Source organism: Pseudomonas peli, assembly GCF_050563605.1.
Classification (GTDB): domain Bacteria; phylum Pseudomonadota; class Gammaproteobacteria; order Pseudomonadales; family Pseudomonadaceae; genus Aquipseudomonas; species Aquipseudomonas peli_A.
The window spans coordinates 44,968-59,323 of the sequence record NZ_JBNXUH010000011.1; the positions used below are offsets into that span (position 1 = coordinate 44,968).

The following is a 14,356-nucleotide window of genomic DNA, read 5'->3' on the forward strand; positions in this document are numbered from 1 at the left end:
GCGCTAGCCGAGAATCTCGCTTAGCGGGATAAACCTCAGGCTATCGCCCTCGCTCAAGGTGGTGTTCTCCAGCACCTCAGCAAAACCCTCAGCCCAGGCGGCGCTGCGCAGCACCCCGGAACTCTGGTTCGGGTAAGGCACCACCCGGCCGTTTTCCAGACGCGCGCGCAGGTATTCGCGGCGATTGCCAGCTTTACTCCAAACGAAACCGGCCGGCATCGGAAAGCCCAACGGTTCGACCCGCTGCACGCCCAGGCGGCGCAGCAGATACGGCCGCGCAAGCAGGCCAAAGGTCACCAGGGTCGAAGCCGGATTACCCGGCAGGCCGATTACTGGTACGCCACGGAACTGCCCGCAGGTCAGCGGTTTGCCCGGCTTGATCGCCAACTTCCACAGCGCCAGCTCACCCTCTTCGCGCAGGGCCATGCCGAGGAAATCCGCCTCGCCCACCGACACACCGCCGGTGGAGAGAATCAGGTCGACGCCGCTCAGCGCGCCCAGCGCCGCGCGGGTCAGCTCCAGGTCATCAAGCAGAATGCCGCCATCCACAACCTCGCAGCCCAGACGCTGCAACCAGGCGATCAGTAAACGGCGGTTGCTGTTGTAGATCTGCCCGGGGCCGAGCGGCTGACCGGGCTCAACCAGCTCATCGCCAGTCGATAACACCGCCACGCGCGGCCGCCGACGCACCGTCAATTCGGCGCAACCCAGGGACGCAGCCAGGCCCAGTTCAATCGGCCCTAAACGAGTACCGACCGGCAATACCGAGTCGCCGATACGGGTTTCCTGGCCCTGGGCGCGCACGTTCTGCCCGAGCTTCAGCGGCTCGCTAAAGGCAACGCGGCCGTCCTCGCCGAGCACAGCGTTTTCCTGCATTTCCACGCTATCGGCACCGGCTGGCAGAGGCGCGCCGGTAAAAATCCGCGCGCAGGTGCCGGACTGCAAAGGCGCAGGCGCACTGCCGGCCTGAATACGCTGACTGACGACCAGAGGCTCGTCATTCCAATCGGCCAGGCGCAGGGCGTAGCCATCCATGGCACTGTTGTCCCAAGGCGGCAGATCCAGCTCGGCAAGCAACGGCTCGGCCAATACCCGGCCAGCGGCATCGCTCAGCTTGACCCGCTCGCATTCAACAATCGCGCTGGCCTCGGCCTGCGCCAGCAAGCGCGCCAGCGCCGCCTCAACGGGCATCAATCCCAGCTTGTCACAGCAGCTCATCCACGGCTCTCGCAGACGGCCACCGACTTGAGATGCGGGACGAAATTGCACGGGCGATGACGGTTATCCAACTGCTCGCCGAGGATGCCATCCCACGCCGTGCGGCAGGCATTGGTCGAACCCGGCAGACAGCACACCAGGGTACCGTTAGCCAGGCCGGCCAAGGCGCGGGATTGAATGGTCGAGGTGCCGATATCAGGCACGGAAATCTGCCGGAACAGCTCACCAAAACCATCGACCTGTTTATCCAGCAGACAGCTCACCGCTTCCGGGGTGCTATCGCGGCCAGTGAAGCCGGTACCGCCAGTAATCAGCACCACCTGCACCTGATCTTCGGCAATCCAGGTGGCGACCTGGGCGCGAATTTTGTACAGATCGTCCTTCAGCAAAACCCGTGCGGCGAGCTGGTGACCAGCGGCCTGCAGGCGGTCGACAAACAGCTGGCCGGAGGTATCGGTTTCCAGGCTGCGGGTGTCGCTGACGGTCAACACCGCGATATTCAAGGGCACGAAATGTGCCTCGGCCTTGTGGTTCATGGCAGGCTTCCAGTTATGGGCGATAATGCCCGCCGTTATATCACAGGCCCGCTTTCGGAGACTGCGCATGCCCGCTCCCACCACCCTGCCCCGCTGTTCTGTTTTGCTGCTTGCTGGCGGCCGTGGGCAACGCATGGGCGGCGCTGACAAGGGCCTGCTCGACTGGCAAGGCCGCCCGCTGATTGCCTGGCTGCACGAGCTGGTGCGACCGCTAACCGACGACCTGCTTATCTCCTGCAACCGCAACGCCGAGCGCTATGCGCCCTTCGCAGATCGCTTGGTTAGCGATGACGAGGCGGACTTCCAAGGCCCGCTGGCGGGCATTCGCGCCGGCCTGCGCGCCGCGCGCCAGGAGAATGTATTGATCCTGCCGTGTGATGCCCCGCAACTCGACAGACCGCTGCTTGAGGCGCTACTGAACCTGGCCGGTGAGCGCGCAGTCGTGGTACGGCAGGGCGAGTTTCTCGAGCCGCTGTTCAGCGTCATTCCCCGTGCACTGCATGCCGACCTGGAACAGGCCTGGCAAGCCGGCGAACGCAGCCCGCAACGCTGGTTGCGCAGCCTTAATCCATTGACAGTGGAGTGCCCACTCGGTGACCCTCGCCTGGCCAACTTCAACACGCCCGACTTGTTGACGACACGCGGATAAACGCCGGCAAGGGAACTTGACCGACAAAGTTTCGTCACAAGCAGGGTAAAAACCTCTATCCAATCAAGGAGAAACCCATGTCTCAGCGGATTATTCCAGCATTGCTGCTTACCTTGGGCCTGGTCGCGCTGACTGGTTGCGCGTCGCCAACGGTAATCACCCTCAATGATGGCCGCGAAATTCAGACCATCGACGAGCCGAATTTTGACGAGGATTCGGGCTTCTACGAGTTCGAACAACTCGATGGCAAACGCGCCAAGGTCAACAAGGATCAAGTGCGTACCGTCAAAGAGCTGTAAGCAGATAACCCAGGCGTTGCCACGTACTACTTGCCCAGCGCCTGGGCTCTGATCGATATATTCAACGCGCTTGGCCAATAGCAAAAATTAAAACCTAAGCCCTTGTGCGGTAAAACTTTCTCAGTAAAATTTCTGACCCATTCGGAGTGTAGCGCAGCTTGGTAGCGCGTCTCGTTCGGGACGAGAAGGTCGCAGGTTCGAATCCTGTCTCTCCGACCAGATCACATAAAAAGCCCGCTTAATCGCGGGCTTTTTATGTCTGGAGAAAGGTTATTGCAAGCTTTCGAACGCATGCACCAGGGCCTTGCTCAGGTCCACGATGGAGAACTTGGTCAGCACATCATTGGCACCAACTGCCTTGGCTTTTTCGGTGTTCATGGTGCTGTCGAGTGAGGTGTGCAGCAGCACATAGATCTGGCCGATATCCGGCTTCTTGCGCAGCGTACGCACCAGGTCGTAGCCGTCCATTTCCGGCATTTCGATATCCGACACCAGCACCTCGATGGGCTCCCCGGCATCGAATTGCCGCTGCAGCAACTCAAGGGCGTCGGCGGCGCTGCGCACCATCTGGCAATCCAGCTCCAGCTTGCGCAGGGTAATCATGGTCTGGTGCAGCGCGACGTGGGAGTCATCCACCACCAGCACGCGACGCCCCTTGAGCAGCGCACGTTCGCGCTCGGACAACAGCTGCTCGTCCAGCTCCTCGACAATCATCGGCGCGAGTTCGTGCAGAACTTTTTCGATATCGAGAATCTGCACGATCTTGCCGTCGATCTGCGTCACCCCAGTGATAAAGGCTTTGCTGCCAGAACCTGCTGGCGGCGGGCGTACATCGCGGGTGTAGCACTGCACGATGCGCTCCACGCTTTGCACATGCAGGCCCTGACGCGAGCGACTGAGTTCGGTGACGATCAGACAACCGTCGTTGTTGCCAGGCACGCCCTGCTCGCCGATGGCCTTGGCCAGATCGATCACCGTCAGCGCCGAACCCCTCAGGGTCGCCACGCCACGCACATGAGGATGGCGGCTGGGCAGTTTGGTCAACGTGGGGCAGGGAATAATTTCCTGAACTTTGAGCAGATTGATCCCCAGCAAGCGGCCGCTGTGCAAACGGAACAGCAGCAGCGACAGGGCGTCTCCAAGCACCATGCTCATTGATCTTCTTCCTTCAATAAATCACTGACCGCGCGCACCTTGAGCATCAGGCGCTACGCAGGAACTCGACAATCTGTTCGGCTTCGAATGGCCAGTTCAACTCGGCTCCGGTATCGCTGCGACGCAGCACCGGAATGCGCAGACCATAGTCCTCGACCCAGTGTTCATGCTCGGCAATATCGACCAGTTCGACCAGCAGGCCGTGCTCGACAAAAGGCATCAGCAACACTTCGGCCACCTCGCACAGGTGGCAGCCGAGCGTACCGAATAATTGGCATTCCGGGAGCATCTGCGCACCTCCACTGACTACTGGAGGTGCAGTTTAGCACTGCCCCAGGTTCAGGCGTTCGTGGACTTGCTGCTGTCTAGGGCGGGGTTGAGCAGGTTCTGCAGGCCATCGAGCAAACGACTGTTGAGTTGCTCAGCCTTGTCCAGACGACCGCTGTCGAAACGCTCATCCAGCGAGAAGCCGCCTTTGAGCATATCCAGCAGGCTGGTTTTAGCTGTGCCTTCTTCAGCCACCTGATTGGCGCTACGCAACGCTTCGAGCAAGCCCTGGGCATAGTCGATCAACGAGCTGTTGACCGCACTGGCCGCCTGGCCGCCGTCTTGCGCCACGGCGCTGTAGGCATCGGTTGCCTGACGCACAGTGGTTTGGGTCAGACGCAGGGACATGGATGCCAATTGCTCGCCATCCATTTCCAACGCCATGGCGCGGTCGAAGGCGCCAGACAGATCACCGGCATAGAACTTGTTGGAGAGGTCCTGCACCTGGCCGAAGAGCTTTTCCAGCGCGGCGCGCTCTTCGTCATCCAGCTCGCCTTCGACGCTGACCTGCCAGGCACCGATCTGCATGCTGCCGGACTGGCTGCTGGCAACTACCGAACTGCCGTTGCCATTGCTGCTGGCGACAACGCCGCTCTGCGACCAGTTGGCCGAAGCCTGGGCAATGGAAATACGCAGGCGGTCACCATCACGGGTGGTCACCTCCATATCGAAGGTTTCCGCTTGTGCGGCAAACCGCTCGCTGTAAGCAGCGAGCTTGGTAGTACCGTCAACCAGCGCAGCATCCGGATTAAAGCGTTTGTCTAGGTCGCTGAAACCGTCCTGGATTTTCTGGTAGGTGTCGTCGATATCGCTCGCCACCTTGCCTTGCAGAACGCCCATGCCGTCGAGGATTTTGCGCGCTTCGGCAAAGCCCTTTTCCACGCCGCTACGGGCCTGATCGAGAAGCTTCTGCAGCTTGCCGGTATCGGCACCGGCGGCTTGTTCGCTTTGCAGGCGCTGCTCGATAAAACCGAGAATGCGCCCGGCGACTTTCTCCGGGGTGTAATCATTGGCCTTGCCGGCCAGCGCGCCGGGCTCAAGCCCCAGGCGTTCAGCCAGGCGATTGGCCAGTGTTGCCTGCGCGTCAGCAGCATTGCGCACAACAGGCTGAGCAGTGGCGGAGGTAGGACGTGAAGCAGAGGATAAATTTGAGGCCAGGGGGTTCATGGCAAAGTACCTAGGCGGTGTATCTGACTGGTTGGCGGCCGTACGGGATAAAACTTTAGCCTAACTGCGGATAAACCGATCAACGGCGCGCCAGGCATTCTAGAGCGATTGCACTGGCATCCGCTGCGCACTAGGCCGTATCAGGCAGCACCCGAGCAGACCAAAGTCTAAAGGCCAAGCACCAACGCCCATGCTTTATTGCGCCTCGCTGTAACAGATCGGCCACAAGCCGACCCGCACACACGAGGAGCTAACAATAATGACTCAATCTCCCCTCGCTCGCGCTGTGGCATTCGCCACACTGGGCACCTGCCTCTGCCTGCCATCGCTGGCCCAGGCAGAGTTTATCAAGGACAGCAAAGCCAGCCTCGAGCTGCGCAACTTCTATATGAACCGCGACTTCCGCGACCGCCCCGCATCCGGCCAGGCAAAGGCTGAAGAATGGGCTCAAGGCTTTATCTTGAAAGTCGAGTCGGGCTTTACAGAAGGCACCGTAGGGTTTGGCCTCGATGCATACGCAGGCACCGGCCTTAAGCTCAGTTCAGACGATGACCGTGCAGGCACAGGGCTGCTGCCCAGCGCCTTTGGCAATGAGGGCCCAGGAAGTTATGGCGAAGCCTCTGCGGCGGTGAAAGCCAAACTATCCAACACCGTGCTCAAAGTGGGCGGCTTGATGCCCAAGTTGCCGATCGTCTCCTCCGGCGATTCGCGTCTGCTACCTCAGGTATTTGACGGCGCCATGATCACCTCCCAGGAGATCGCCGGACTGACGCTAAATGGCGGTCAGTTGCGTCAAACCAACTTCCGCAATTCGACCAACCGTGAAGACATCCGTACTACCAATTACGCAACTGGAGTCAGCGACCGCTACAACTTCGGCGGTGGCACCTACCAGTTCAATGCCGGCAACACCACGGCCGGTCTGTGGTACGGCGAGCTGCAGGATGTCTATGACCAGAAGATGTACAACCTGATCCATACCCAGCCGATTGGCGACTGGAAACTGGGAGCCAACCTTGCCTACTTCGACTCGTCAGAAAATGGCCGCAACCTAGTCGGCAAAATTGATAACAACCTCACCTCATTAATGCTATCCGCTGGGATTGGTGCTCACACTTTCCGCCTGGGTTATCAGGACAGCAGTGGCGACAACCCCTTCCCGTTTCTGGGCGAAACCGACCCAGCTATTGCCAGCTATCTGCAAATCCTCGACTTCACCCGTGCGAACGAACAGTCCTGGCAAGCGCGCTATGACATCAACTTCGCCACTTACGGTGTGCCAGGCCTGAGTGCTTTCGTTCGCTACGTAACAGGTGATGGATTTGACCTTGCAGATGGCAGCAACGGGAAAGAGTGGGAACGCGACCTAGACATCACTTACACCATTCAAGAAGGCACCTTCAAGAACCTGGCTTTCCGCTGGCGTAACGCGATGGTGCGCTCCAATGCCAGCATCGGCGACCTCGACGAAAACCGTCTGATCGTCAGCTACACCCTGCCGCTGTTCTAAGCCTCAACGCTTAAGCGGTCGCAACAAAAAAGGCCCGGACATTGTCCGGGCCTTTTGCATTAACACGTAGCCATCAATCCTGGCTGACGGCGCCAATCTTGTGCACCGAGAGGTCGGCACCGTAGTACTCCTCCTCCTGGCTCAGGCGGATGCCCACGGTGGCTTTCAACACACCGTACACCAGCACACCGCCAATCAAGGCCACCACCACGCCCAGCGCGGTGCCGACAAACTGGCTGGCCAGGCTGACGCCGCCCAGGCCACCCAGCGCCTCTTGGCCGAAGATGCCGCAGGCAATACCGCCCCACACGCCGCACAGACCGTGCAGCGGCCAAACGCCGAGCACGTCGTCGATCTTCCACTTCACCTGGGTCGCGGTAAACGCCCAGACGAACAACGCACCGGCAATGGCGCCAGTGACAAGGGCACCGACCGGATGCATCAGGTCGGAACCGGCACACACCGCCACCAGGCCAGCGAGCGGACCGTTGTGCAGGAAGCCTGGGTCGTTACGGCCAACAAGCAAGGCGGCCACTGTGCCGCCGACCATCGCCATCAGGGTGTTGACCGCCACCAGGCCGCTGACGCTGCCCAGGGTCTGTGCGCTCATAACGTTGAAGCCGAACCAGCCGATGATCAGAATCCACGAGCCCAGCGCCAGGAATGGAATATTCGACGGGGCAAAGGCCACCAGGCGGCCCTCGCGGTAACGCCCATCACGGCGACCCAGCAGGATCACCGCGCCAAAGGCCAGCCAGCCGCCCATCGCGTGCACCACCACCGAGCCGGCGAAGTCATGGAAGGTTGCGCCAAACTGCGCTTCCAGCCAGGCCTGCACGCCGTAGTTGCCGTTCCAGATCATCCCCTCGAAGAAGGGGTAGATAAAGGCCACGATCAGCACCGTGGCACACAGCTGCGGGCCGAACTTGGCGCGCTCGGCGATGCCACCGGAAATGATCGCCGGGATGGCCGCAGCAAAGGTCAGCAAGAAGAAGAACTTCACCAGCGCATAGCCGTTGCCTTCAGTCAGCACACTGGCTGGCTCAAGGAAGGTCACGCCGTAGGCAATCCAATACCCGACAAAGAAATAGGCCAGGGCCGATACGGCAAAGTCGGAGATGATCTTCGACAAGGCGTTGACCTGGTTCTTCTGCCTGACCGTACCCACTTCGAGAAAGGCAAAGCCGGCATGCATGGCCAGCACCATCACGGCACCGAGCAGGATAAACAGGGTATTGGAGCCGTGAATCAGGGTTTCCACAGCACTGTTGATGTTTTCCATCTGCGAAGAAAACTCCGTCGCGGGGAAAAAGCACCAAAGCGGATCACAAACCGATAAATACGCACCATATAGCGGCACTTATCCGAAACCACCTTGCCGAGACCGAGCCTGTACAGCACCAAGCCGGTGCTGACTGAACCTTGTCTCGAAGTACTTATTCCATAGTTATTAAGAAGTTATTGATGCACCACGGCGTCCTGGCCAGAACCCTTGCAGCCCCATAAAGGAGCGTAGTTGCAAGAGCGCGCACCAGCGCAATGCAAGCGCTGTACCAGCCGATAGGCCATCAGCAGCAGCCGCGCAGGCAAGAAAAAAGGAACCACGGCCCCACAGGGGACTCGAAACCCCTACACTGCCCTCGTCATAAGGAGAGACACCATGGCTCGTAAGACCCCCGTATCATCCAGCTCGGATCAGTTACTTGACGAATTCCAGGCGCTGGTACGCGATACCGAAAGCTTGCTGCAGCACTCAGCCAGCCTCGCAGGCGAACAAGCTGAAGAGCTGCGCGAGCAGATCCGCAGCAGCCTAGGCCGCGCACGCAGCACCCTGCACAATGCCGAAGACGCCCTGCATGCACGCGGCAAAGCGGCTATTGAAGCCACCGAAGGCTATGTGCAGACTCACCCGTGGCAAACCCTCGGCATTGCTGCCGCTATCGGTCTGCTGTTGGGCATGCTGATTACCCGCCGTTAAAGAGAACATTAATGGATGCAACACCGTCCACCCCGCCAAGTCGCGGCAGTTCGCCACGGCGATTTGCCAGCGCCTTGCTGGGGTTATTGCAGGGCCACATCGCGCTGTTTGGCGAAGAGCTCAAAGAACAGCAAAGCCATACTCTCAACCTACTGGTACTCACCAGCCTGAGCCTGCTGTTCGGCCTGCTGCTGGTTATCGGCTTGTCCGCCGCACTGCTGATTACCTTCTGGGAGACGCACCGCCTGCTGGTTATCAGCGCCCTGTGTGCCTTCTATGCAGTGGGCCTGCTCGGCACCCTGATCGCGCTGTTGCAGCGTGTACGCAATGCGCCGGCGCCCTTCAGCGCCAGCCTTGAAGAACTGGCCCGCGACCGTGAGCAACTGCTGCCATGACTATGCCCGAGCTACCCGCTAAGGCCTCGCGCCGCGAGCTACGCAAAACCCTACTGCGCATGCGTCTGGAAATGCACCGCCAGGAACTGCGCCACGAAACCCTGGTGATGCTGCAACCGCTGCGTCAGGCGCAACACTGGCGCAATAACTGGCGTGAAGAACTGGGCAATAGCAACGCACCACTTTGGGTCGCTGGCGGAGCCCTGCTATTGGCAACCATCGGCATCCGCCGTGGCCAATGGCGACGCTGGCTGCGCATCGCGCTGATCGCCTTCCCGCTGCTCAGGCGCAATCCGCCGCGGCGCCCGGACACACCCGCAGACTCGACTAAAGATACCCGCGCAGGGGATTGAGCTGGCCACGATCTTGCTTAGCCACCTAGCTACGCCGCCCACTGGGGCGTCTTGCCTGGCTAAGGAACTGCGCAGTGTTCAACGGTCAACCGCTTGCTGTATTCCAACCCTTTATTGATACCGCCACCGGACGTATTGCCGGTGTCGAGGCCTTGGCACGCCTGCGCAGCGATGATGGCCGGCTGCACTCGGCAGGCCCATTGTTCAGTGACCCGAGAACCCCACCTACCGCTCTGCGCCGCCTTGACCGCGAGGTGCGCGAGCAAGCCCTGACGCGCTTTCATGAAGCCCCGCAGGACTGGTTCCTCAGCCTGAATATTTCCCCCCGCTGGATCAGCCGGCTGCGCCCCGAGCAAGCCCTGCCCAGCCTCAAACAGCTGCAACGCAGCGGCATCGACCCGGCGCGCATCGTCTTTGAAATCACCGAACTGGGCGGCGCCAGCACGCGTCTGCCGGGCGTGGTGGAGCGCTATCGACAAGCCGGCGCACGCATCGCCATCGACGACTTCGGTGCCGGCTACTCGCAACTCGACCGCGTGCTGGCCCTGCAGCCGGACATCCTCAAGCTGGACATGCGCCTGTTTCAACAGGCCGCGCGCGGCGGCCCGAGCAGTGAGATCGTCAAGGCCCTGGCGCAGATGGCGGAAAAGACCGGCTGCTGGATTATCGCCGAAGGTGTGGAAACCGAAGCCGAACTGGATTTCGCCCTGGAGTGCGGGGCGCGTTATGTACAGGGCTACCTGTTTGCCAAACCGGAAGAGGCCTTCTTCAGCAGCCACGCCTTCGTCAAACGCTTCGCCCAGTTGCGCGATCACTACGTGCAGCAAAAACTCGCCGAGCGCGCACGCTTGATGACCCTGCGCCAGCAGCTGGGCGAACTGATGAACAGCTTCAAAACCTGGATCGAGGACGGTTCGCCAGCCGATCAGCTGCCACAACCGCACGCCTACCCCTGGCTGCTGCGCATCTACCAATGCGACCGCCACGGCACCCAGCTGACCGCCAACCTGGAATGGCGCGAGCATAGCTGGCACAGCGATGCCCGCTATGTCGGGCATAACTGGTCCTGGCGGCCGTACTTCTATCAGCTGCTGGCCGAAGGCTGGGAAGAACGCCGGCTGATTCTCTCCAGCACCTACCGCGATGCCACCACCAACCAGTACTGCCTGACCGCTGGGCAATTTATCGATAACGGCAAACGGCTGCTGCTGATCGATATCGACGCTGCCGGTTTCTAGGCTCGCGCGAGCATCCCAGGGCATTGACGAATGCCCTGGCGTGGCCACAATCAAGGAAGGACATGCAACGCAGAGTGCAGCCCATTGAGGCTGCCGGGTGTTCCACCGCCCACGGCGACTCAGCATCATGCAAGCGGCCATCTCCAGCTTACTGCTTGTACTCATACTGCTGCCCCAGACGCTCAAGGCCGAGGGGCCATCGGTTTTGCGCCTGTGCTACCAGCTGCAGGATCACCCGCCGTTCACCCTCCCCGCGAACAACGCACAAGCGCCTGGCCCCGGCATTCTGCTGGAGCTTATTCAGGCTGCCGCGACCCAGACCGGGCTGACCATCGACTGGCAACGCCAGCCCTGGAAACGCTGCATCCTTGCCCTGCAAAAAGGCGAAGTGGATGGCATCTTCCCGGCCATCTGGCAGGCAGAACGCGACACCTGGGGCCAGTTCCCCGGCCGCGACCCGCAACGTGGCCAGCCAGTGCAGCGGGAGTATCGGCTCTGGCAGGTCGACTACCCGATTGCCTCCCGCCGCGACACGCGCCTGAGCTGGGATGGCCAGCGCTTCGCCAACCTCAAGTACGGCCTGAGCTCGCCGCTGGGTTATCTAACCCACCAGCGCTTGGCCGATCTGGGCGCCCTTAACAGCGTTTCACTGCAACCCGACAAAGCCCTGCTACTGGTAGCCAGCGGGCGACTGGATGGTTTCGTGATCGAACGCAATATCAGCCTGGCGCTGATCGCCGAACTGCAGCTGCAAGAACAGCTGCAGTTTCTCCCGCACCCCTTGCTCCAAGCGGACTGGCACCTGCCGCTGTCACAGCCGTTCTACCAACGCCACCCGCAGCTAGCCATGCGCTTCTGGCAGGCCCTTGGCCAACAGCGCGAAGCGCGTGAAGCCGAATTGCGTCAGCGTTATATGCCTTAGGTAACGGCAGCAAAATGGCGGGCCTCGTCAGGGTATAAATCGCTCAACTGCCTACGGCGTGCCTTGCATCATCGACATAGAACCCCGAAGCTAGCCGGCAAAAGCCAGGTAACGGCGAGGATCTATCTTGGATTGGCAAACCCTGCTCAACCGTGAACGACTCGGCAAGCCGACGCACAGCGTCGCCGAACTGGGCCGCACCCCGTTTCATAAAGACCATGACCGCATCATCTTCTCCGGCGCCTTCCGCCGCCTGGGGCGCAAGACCCAGGTGCATCCGGTGTCGAGCAACGACCATATCCACACCCGCCTGACCCATTCGCTGGAAGTCAGCTGCGTTGGCCGTTCCCTGGGTATGCGCGTCGGCGAGATGATTCGCGATGCCCTGCCGGACTGGTGCGAGCCGAGCGACCTGGGCATGGTCGTGCAGTCCGCCTGCCTGGCCCACGACATCGGCAATCCACCCTTTGGCCATTCCGGTGAAGACGCCATTCGCCACTGGTTTCAGCAGGCCGCCGGGCGCGGCTGGCTGGATTCGATGAGCGCCGCCGAGCGCGGTGACTTTCTCAGCTTCGAAGGCAATGCCCAGGGCTTTCGCGTGCTGACCCAGCTGGAATACCACCAGTTCGACGGCGGCACCCGGCTGACCTACGCAACCCTCGGCACCTACCTCAAGTACCCCTGGACCGCGCGTCACGCCGAAGCCCTGGGCTACAAGAAGCACAAGTTCGGCTGCTACCAGAGCGAGCTGCCGCTGCTTGAGCAGATCGCCGGCAAACTCGGCCTGCCGCAGCTGGAAGAACAGCGCTGGGCGCGTCACCCGTTGGTCTACCTGATGGAAGCGGCGGATGACATCTGCTACGGCCTGATCGACCTGGAAGACGGCCTGGAAATGGAGCTGCTCGATTACAGCGAAGTCGAGGCACTGTTGCTTGATCTGGTCGGCGATGACCTGCCGGAAACCTACCGTCAGCTCGGCCCAGACGACTCCAAGCGGCGCAAGCTAGCGATCCTGCGCGGCAAAGCCATCGAACACCTGACCAATGCCGCCGCCGAGGCCTTTGTCGAGCAGCAGGATGCCTTGCTCGCCGGCACCTTGCAGGGCGATCTGGTCGAGCATATGCACGGCACCGCCAAGCGCTGCGTACAAAGCGCCAAGGACATGGCCCGGCAGAAGATCTTCCAGGACAAGCGCAAGACCCTGCACGAGATCGGCGCCTACACCACCCTGGAAATTCTGCTCAATGCCTTCTGTGGCGCGGCGCTGGAACAGCATGGTGGGCGTACGCCGTCCTTCAAGAACCGGCGTATTCTCGACCTGCTCGGCAATAACGCACCCGACCCCAACTGGCCGCTGTACCGCTCATTCCTGCGCATGATCGATTTTATCGCCGGCATGACTGACAGCTACGCTACTGAAATGGCCCGCGAGATGACGGGCCGTTCAAGCCCGGTATAAGTCATGAATAGCCTACTGCGACAAACCTTCAGCTGGCATGCCGGCCCGCCCGCCTGGGGCCCGGCGATGGTCGCCGGCTTCGGCTGCGCACTGCCGTTGCTGCTTGGGCTGTTCAGCGCTCATCCGGGCTTTCTCTGGGCTTCGGCAGGCGCCTTTCAGGCGGCCCAGGCCAACCCACTGCACCGCCTGGGCATGCTGCGCATGCTGATGCTCTGCGGCCTGGGTGCCTGCAGCGCTGGATTGGGCTTCTGGTCCGCCAGCCATCCCTATGCCAGCTTTCTGATCTTCGCGGTATTCGGCTTTCTGCTCGCCTGGCTGCAGCGCTTTGGCAGCGAAGCCGGCAAGCTGGGCATCGGCCTGGCCATCTGCCTGTGCCTGGGCCAAGGCCAGCAGGGCCTGGGCTCGCTGAACAACCCCTACGCCATCGCCATGCTGTTTATCCTCGGTGGGCTGTGGGTGATGCTGCTGGCCTTCGGCCTACGCGGCATGCATGGCCTGCGCATGTGGCCGTACATGCCGCGCTTTATCAGCATCTTCAAGGTACTCAAACGCCACGCCAAACGCCTACCGCAACAGAAATGGCGACTGCATGCGCTGGGCTGCACCCTGGCCTTCGCCCTCTCCGGCTTGATCGTCAACCTGGCCGAACTGCACCGCGGCTATTGGCTGACGCTGACCGTGGTTACCACCTTGCAGCTGGATTTTCAGGGCAGCCTGGTGCGCGCCGTGCAATCAATCCTCGCCAGCCTGGGTGCGGCGGGGCTGCTGATTCTGCTTGGGCATAGCATGCAGAATCCGGCGCTGATGGTCGCCACATTACTACCACTGATCGCCCTTAGCCGCGCCCTGCAAGCCAACCATTACGGCCTGTTTGTGCTACAGACCACGGTGTGTTTCGTGTTGCTGGCCGAAAGCCTGGCGCATGACTGGCAACTGCCACAGGTGCGCCTGCTCAATAGCCTGATTGGCGTGGTGCTGGCCTTGCTGGTAGCCCTACTGGTGTATGGCCTGGAGCGCTGGCTGGAGCACCGGCACAACCTGCAAAAAGCCAAGCACGGCGCAGACCCAATTTAGAGCTGCTGCAGCGCAAAAAACCTGCATCCGCGCAACGGCAAAGCGCATAAGGCTCCACTATGCTTTGCGCTTAGTC

At 61.0% G+C, this 14,356-nt stretch carries 16 protein-coding genes and 1 tRNA gene; 11 read left to right on the plus strand and 6 right to left on the minus strand.

All coding sequences use genetic code 11. From position 1 onward, the window contains the following. Positions 1-3: 3 nt before the first annotated feature. Positions 4-1,218 (minus strand): molybdopterin molybdotransferase MoeA, encoded by a 1,215-nt coding sequence (locus ACQ4LH_RS14485; protein WP_430697796.1) that lies wholly within the window; start codon positions 1,216-1,218, stop codon positions 4-6. Then, positions 1,215-1,754, minus strand: a complete 540-nt coding sequence (gene moaB / locus ACQ4LH_RS14490; protein WP_275961613.1) for a molybdenum cofactor biosynthesis protein B — start codon at positions 1,752-1,754, stop codon at positions 1,215-1,217. Before moaB ends, ACQ4LH_RS14485 begins: the two co-directional genes overlap by 4 nt. Positions 1,755-1,821: 67 nt before the next feature. On the opposite strand from moaB, the gene mobA reads away from it, so the two are divergent. The 3 genes from mobA (at position 1,822) to ACQ4LH_RS14505 (ending at position 2,921) form a co-directional block, all read left to right on the plus strand. Next, complete coding sequence (gene mobA / locus ACQ4LH_RS14495; RefSeq protein ID WP_430697797.1) at positions 1,822-2,403, plus strand: molybdenum cofactor guanylyltransferase MobA; 582 nt, start codon at positions 1,822-1,824, stop codon at positions 2,401-2,403. Positions 2,404-2,480: 77 nt separating this feature from the next. Then, positions 2,481-2,702, plus strand: a complete 222-nt coding sequence (locus ACQ4LH_RS14500) for a YgdI/YgdR family lipoprotein (RefSeq protein ID WP_160015517.1) — start codon at positions 2,481-2,483, stop codon at positions 2,700-2,702. 142 nt (positions 2,703-2,844) lie between these two features. Then, positions 2,845-2,921 (plus strand) — tRNA-Pro (locus ACQ4LH_RS14505). 51 nt (positions 2,922-2,972) lie between these two features. Here the strand turns inward: ACQ4LH_RS14505 and ACQ4LH_RS14510 are convergent. From ACQ4LH_RS14510 to ACQ4LH_RS14520, 3 genes are read right to left on the minus strand one after another with little or no spacing between them, the layout of a single operon-like run. After that, positions 2,973-3,857: a chemotaxis protein CheV gene (locus ACQ4LH_RS14510; RefSeq protein WP_430697798.1), complete on the minus strand. Its 885-nt coding sequence runs from the start codon at positions 3,855-3,857 to the stop codon at positions 2,973-2,975. A gap of 46 nt (positions 3,858-3,903) precedes the next feature. Beyond that, positions 3,904-4,146, minus strand: a complete 243-nt coding sequence (locus ACQ4LH_RS14515; protein ID WP_430697799.1) for a glutaredoxin family protein — start codon at positions 4,144-4,146, stop codon at positions 3,904-3,906. 50 nt (positions 4,147-4,196) lie between these two features. Continuing rightward, a complete protein-coding gene (locus ACQ4LH_RS14520) occupies positions 4,197-5,351 on the minus strand; it encodes a DUF5610 domain-containing protein (RefSeq protein WP_430697800.1) in 1,155 nt (384 codons plus the stop codon). A gap of 259 nt (positions 5,352-5,610) precedes the next feature. On the opposite strand from ACQ4LH_RS14520, the gene ACQ4LH_RS14525 reads away from it, so the two are divergent. After that, positions 5,611-6,861 carry an OprD family porin gene (locus ACQ4LH_RS14525; protein WP_430697801.1) on the plus strand — a complete coding sequence of 417 codons (1,251 nt, stop codon included), beginning with the start codon at positions 5,611-5,613 and terminating at the stop codon, positions 6,859-6,861. Positions 6,862-6,934: 73 nt separating this feature from the next. Here the strand turns inward: ACQ4LH_RS14525 and ACQ4LH_RS14530 are convergent, their stop codons facing one another. After that, entirely contained in the window at positions 6,935-8,143 is a 1,209-nt protein-coding gene (locus ACQ4LH_RS14530) for an ammonium transporter (protein ID WP_430697802.1), read from the minus strand. A gap of 378 nt (positions 8,144-8,521) precedes the next feature. On the opposite strand from ACQ4LH_RS14530, the gene ACQ4LH_RS14535 reads away from it, so the two are divergent. From ACQ4LH_RS14535 to ACQ4LH_RS14565, 7 genes are all read left to right on the plus strand, one after another. After that, a complete protein-coding gene (locus ACQ4LH_RS14535) occupies positions 8,522-8,839 on the plus strand; it encodes a DUF883 family protein (protein ID WP_090248105.1) in 318 nt (105 codons plus the stop codon). Positions 8,840-8,850: 11 nt separating this feature from the next. Beyond that, positions 8,851-9,234 (plus strand): phage holin family protein, encoded by a 384-nt coding sequence (locus tag ACQ4LH_RS14540; protein WP_430697803.1) that lies wholly within the window; start codon positions 8,851-8,853, stop codon positions 9,232-9,234. Further along, positions 9,231-9,587: a hypothetical protein gene (locus tag ACQ4LH_RS14545; protein ID WP_430697804.1), complete on the plus strand. Its 357-nt coding sequence runs from the start codon at positions 9,231-9,233 to the stop codon at positions 9,585-9,587. Before ACQ4LH_RS14540 ends, ACQ4LH_RS14545 begins: the two co-directional genes overlap by 4 nt. A gap of 74 nt (positions 9,588-9,661) precedes the next feature. Continuing rightward, positions 9,662-10,825, plus strand: a complete 1,164-nt coding sequence (locus tag ACQ4LH_RS14550) for an EAL domain-containing protein (RefSeq protein WP_430697805.1) — start codon at positions 9,662-9,664, stop codon at positions 10,823-10,825. Positions 10,826-10,952: 127 nt separating this feature from the next. After that, positions 10,953-11,747: a substrate-binding periplasmic protein gene (locus tag ACQ4LH_RS14555; RefSeq protein ID WP_430697806.1), complete on the plus strand. Its 795-nt coding sequence runs from the start codon at positions 10,953-10,955 to the stop codon at positions 11,745-11,747. 127 nt (positions 11,748-11,874) lie between these two features. Beyond that, positions 11,875-13,206 (plus strand): deoxyguanosinetriphosphate triphosphohydrolase, encoded by a 1,332-nt coding sequence (locus tag ACQ4LH_RS14560; RefSeq protein ID WP_430697807.1) that lies wholly within the window; start codon positions 11,875-11,877, stop codon positions 13,204-13,206. 3 nt (positions 13,207-13,209) lie between these two features. Further along, positions 13,210-14,280 (plus strand): FUSC family protein, encoded by a 1,071-nt coding sequence (locus ACQ4LH_RS14565; RefSeq protein WP_430697808.1) that lies wholly within the window; start codon positions 13,210-13,212, stop codon positions 14,278-14,280. Positions 14,281-14,356 lie beyond the last annotated feature (76 nt).

What these genes read in the sequence shown, in the direction of transcription:
- ACQ4LH_RS14485 (WP_430697796.1), bottom strand. Translation starts at nt 1,218, where the DNA reads ATGAGCTGCTGTGACAAGCTGGGATTGATGCCCGTTGAGGCGGCGCTG.
- moaB (WP_275961613.1), bottom strand. Translation starts at nt 1,754, where the DNA reads ATGAACCACAAGGCCGAGGCACATTTCGTGCCCTTGAATATCGCGGTG.
- mobA (WP_430697797.1), top strand. Translation starts at nt 1,822, where the DNA reads ATGCCCGCTCCCACCACCCTGCCCCGCTGTTCTGTTTTGCTGCTTGCT.
- ACQ4LH_RS14500 (WP_160015517.1), top strand. Translation starts at nt 2,481, where the DNA reads ATGTCTCAGCGGATTATTCCAGCATTGCTGCTTACCTTGGGCCTGGTC.
- ACQ4LH_RS14510 (WP_430697798.1), bottom strand. Translation starts at nt 3,857, where the DNA reads ATGAGCATGGTGCTTGGAGACGCCCTGTCGCTGCTGCTGTTCCGTTTG.
- ACQ4LH_RS14515 (WP_430697799.1), bottom strand. Translation starts at nt 4,146, where the DNA reads ATGCTCCCGGAATGCCAATTATTCGGTACGCTCGGCTGCCACCTGTGC.
- ACQ4LH_RS14520 (WP_430697800.1), bottom strand. Translation starts at nt 5,351, where the DNA reads ATGAACCCCCTGGCCTCAAATTTATCCTCTGCTTCACGTCCTACCTCC.
- ACQ4LH_RS14525 (WP_430697801.1), top strand. Translation starts at nt 5,611, where the DNA reads ATGACTCAATCTCCCCTCGCTCGCGCTGTGGCATTCGCCACACTGGGC.
- ACQ4LH_RS14530 (WP_430697802.1), bottom strand. Translation starts at nt 8,143, where the DNA reads ATGGAAAACATCAACAGTGCTGTGGAAACCCTGATTCACGGCTCCAAT.
- ACQ4LH_RS14535 (WP_090248105.1), top strand. Translation starts at nt 8,522, where the DNA reads ATGGCTCGTAAGACCCCCGTATCATCCAGCTCGGATCAGTTACTTGAC.
- ACQ4LH_RS14540 (WP_430697803.1), top strand. Translation starts at nt 8,851, where the DNA reads ATGGATGCAACACCGTCCACCCCGCCAAGTCGCGGCAGTTCGCCACGG.
- ACQ4LH_RS14545 (WP_430697804.1), top strand. Translation starts at nt 9,231, where the DNA reads ATGACTATGCCCGAGCTACCCGCTAAGGCCTCGCGCCGCGAGCTACGC.
- ACQ4LH_RS14555 (WP_430697806.1), top strand. Translation starts at nt 10,953, where the DNA reads ATGCAAGCGGCCATCTCCAGCTTACTGCTTGTACTCATACTGCTGCCC.
- ACQ4LH_RS14565 (WP_430697808.1), top strand. Translation starts at nt 13,210, where the DNA reads ATGAATAGCCTACTGCGACAAACCTTCAGCTGGCATGCCGGCCCGCCC.